Below are 3,002 nucleotides of genomic sequence, written 5' to 3'. Positions count from 1 at the left end.
CGCTTATTGACATAAATCCTGAAAATACAATGTATTTGATCGGGAAAAACTCGCCAAGTATTCCCCCAATAAACATGGCCAATGGCGCGAGCCCCATCGTAAGTGTTCCCTTTATTGAGGACACCTTGCCCCTCATTTCCTGGGTAACAGTTAGTTGCACCGTCGATTCGATCAGTACATTAACAATGGCATTAAATATTCCGCCAATAAATAACAAAATGGCCATTAGTATAAAATTGTTCATCATGACTGCGGTTGAAAAAACGATCCCTGCTAGTAGCCCTGAAAACATAAGAAACATACTTTTGTGTTCAGGTTTGATGCGAAATACGGATGTAAGAATCATCCCCGCGAGCATTCCTAACGTAAAGATGGCCATCGCGATCCCGTACTTTACTTCTCCTAGATTCGCTGAATTTTTAAACATCGGTGCAAGCAAGACAATACTTATCGTTGCAAAAAAGTTTAAAAATCCCGCCAAAACAATTAAGTCTCTTAGTCCTTTCATCTTCCAGATGTACGTAAACCCATCCTTCATATCCTGCCAGAAATTATATTGTTGATCCTGACCAGTTGACTTAGGAATTTTCATGAAAAAGGCGAGAATAAAGGAAATGATGTAGGATATGCCATTACATAAGAAGAGAATTGGCGGACCGACGAGATGATACAACACACCGCCAGAGGAAGGTCCAATGATTTGAGAAACCGCACGTAACATGCTTAAATTGGCACTAGCTTGTACAATTTGAGACGGGTGAACAAGATCTGGGATTGTTGATGTGACAGCAGGATTAAAAAATGCAGCGCATATGCCAAGAATAATCCCCGCAGCAAAAGCCATCCAAATTTCAAGATATCCAAAAATGGCCGCAGTACCTACGAAAAGAATACATACACCTCGAATGAAATCCATTAATAGGATCATTTTTCTTCTGTCAGTGCGGTCTACAATTACCCCTGCAAAAGGAGATATGAGGACTTTAGGCAGCAATGATGCTGCCAACAGTGCACCCATCAACCCGGGTGAACCTGTTTCGTAGAGTATCCAGAAGGTTAAGGCGATTTCATAAATGGAATCACCTAAAGCGGAAACCAGCTGTCCTTGCCAGAGCAAAAGAAATTCAGTGTCCATAACCGCTTTTTGGGTTCGCTTGTGTTCTCCATTTTCGCTCCAATCGAGAGCTAAAACAAAAAGAATCGCGCTCAGTTTGGAGCTATAACACGCTCACTTGCCGAACACGATCCCCTTGTTCATTAGCTTTGATTCTTATTTTTCATGCTCACTATGAAATAATTGAAATCCATATCATCGTTATCGTTTTTAACTTTTCACTAGATTGCGTTCGAGCATCTGGTAGGAATAAAACCCTTGTCCGGTTTTTCTTCCATGTGTTCCTGCATCCACCATTTTCCTCAGAAGCGGGCAGCAACGAAACTTCGAATCTTGATAGCTCTCGTATAAAATATCGAGTGAATGAACGACGGTATCAAGGCCTATCAAATCAGCTGTTTCAAGTGGTCCCATTTTGTGCCCAAAGCACTTTTTGAAAATATCGTCTACATCCCTCGGTTCAGCAACCTGATCTTGAACGACAAACGCAGCCTCATTCATCATCAGATGAGAAACGCGGTTGGACACAAATCCTGGTAAGTCGCTGACAACAATCGCCTCTTTATTCAATGTAGCTAAGAGATCTATGGTGGCTGCAATGGTTTCCTCAGAAGTATGGTAACCTTTGATCACCTCTACTACTGGTTTCATTAGTACGGGATTCATGTAATGTGAGCCGATGACCTTGGTTGGCCTATTAGTAAGTGAAGCAACTTTAGTAATCGATATACAAGAGGTGTTCACCGCAAAAATACAATGCTCAGGACAAATACGATCAAGCGTTACATATACATCCTTTTTGGTCTCCCATTTCTCCGGTACATTCTCAATGATATAATCTGCATTGCTTAATAAGTCATAATTAACGGTAAAACAAATTCGATTCAAAATGGTTTCAGGGTTCTCCACGATGAGATCTTTGTTGTACAAGCCTTGAAAACGAATGTTTTTGGAAATTTGCTCTTTGGCTCTCGTAAGAATGTCTTCTGAAATATCAACGAGTATTACGTCGTACCCAGCTAATGCATAATTATGTGCAACGCCTGTTCCCATAACGCCTGCACCGATGACACCAATCACCTGCATGCTTCTGCTCTCCTCCTAAATCATATTGGACTTCCGTGTCTCTCTTGATTTCATTGGCCAATAGCAGCATGCTTGCTCGCTACGAGCGCAGAAATCGCCTGAATGGATCTGAAATTGTTCAGGTCCAAATCCGTGTTGTCGATCTCAATGCCGAACTCCTGTTCCATAAACATAACCAATTGCATTGCAAAGAGAGAATCTACATCTCCAATGGCGAAAATATCATCGTGATCCTGCAGTTCCCGCTTTTTAATAAAATTGCTCAAAAATGCGCGTGTTTTGTTTTTGATTTCTTCCATTATTATATCCCTCGATTTGATAGATTTTTTCTTACCTAGCATTCGTGGCGCTGTGTAAACGCATGAATTTTTTGAAAGTTAAAAACTCATATTCCAAATTAATGATTCTTGATATTTTTGTAAGCGAATCATCTAGGCTAACCTCGACAAAGCTGTCAATTCCCCATTCACCTAATTTTAGAATGGAAGCATTCCAATTCATGGGGCTAGTCATATTTTTTATCAGTTCCTTCTTTAAATCAGAAGCACTTTGGATTGTGGTCTGAGTAAAGACGGATAGAATGGCCACCTCGCTATCACATATGGGGGGTTTCTTCAACTAGGCGTACGAACATATCAATTCCCCTTGCTGCATAAGGTGAATGAAAAGCATAGGGTGTGTTGATGACTGAAGCCTTTATAGCCCCCTCCTGTTCAGCGGATTGTAAAACCTGATTAACACTGTCCTTGATTCCTGAAATAACGAGACATGTATCATTATTTTCACTAGCGATATATACGTT

At 40.8% G+C, this 3,002-nt stretch carries 4 protein-coding genes; all 4 read right to left on the bottom strand.

All coding sequences use genetic code 11. The features are described from left to right. On the bottom strand, positions 1-1,135 hold a 1,135-nt coding region (locus AZ66_RS28225), incomplete at its 3' end, for an MFS transporter (protein ID WP_052648916.1). 189 nt (positions 1,136-1,324) lie between these two features. Next, positions 1,325-2,200, bottom strand: a complete 876-nt coding sequence (locus tag AZ66_RS28220) for a 3-hydroxyacyl-CoA dehydrogenase family protein (RefSeq protein ID WP_021262927.1) — start codon at positions 2,198-2,200, stop codon at positions 1,325-1,327. Between the two features lie 50 nt (positions 2,201-2,250). Continuing rightward, positions 2,251-2,499: an acyl carrier protein gene (locus tag AZ66_RS28215; RefSeq protein ID WP_021262928.1), complete on the bottom strand. Its 249-nt coding sequence runs from the start codon at positions 2,497-2,499 to the stop codon at positions 2,251-2,253. 296 nt (positions 2,500-2,795) lie between these two features. Next, the coding region (locus tag AZ66_RS33170) for a hypothetical protein (RefSeq protein ID WP_442950332.1) at positions 2,796-3,002 on the bottom strand (207 nt) is incomplete at its 5' end.

The sequence above is a fragment of the Paenibacillus sp. E194 genome, assembly GCF_000935845.1.
Taxonomy (GTDB): domain Bacteria; phylum Bacillota; class Bacilli; order Paenibacillales; family Paenibacillaceae; genus Paenibacillus_B; species Paenibacillus_B alvei_B.
This window is presented reverse-complemented; position numbering and strand designations above follow the sequence as displayed.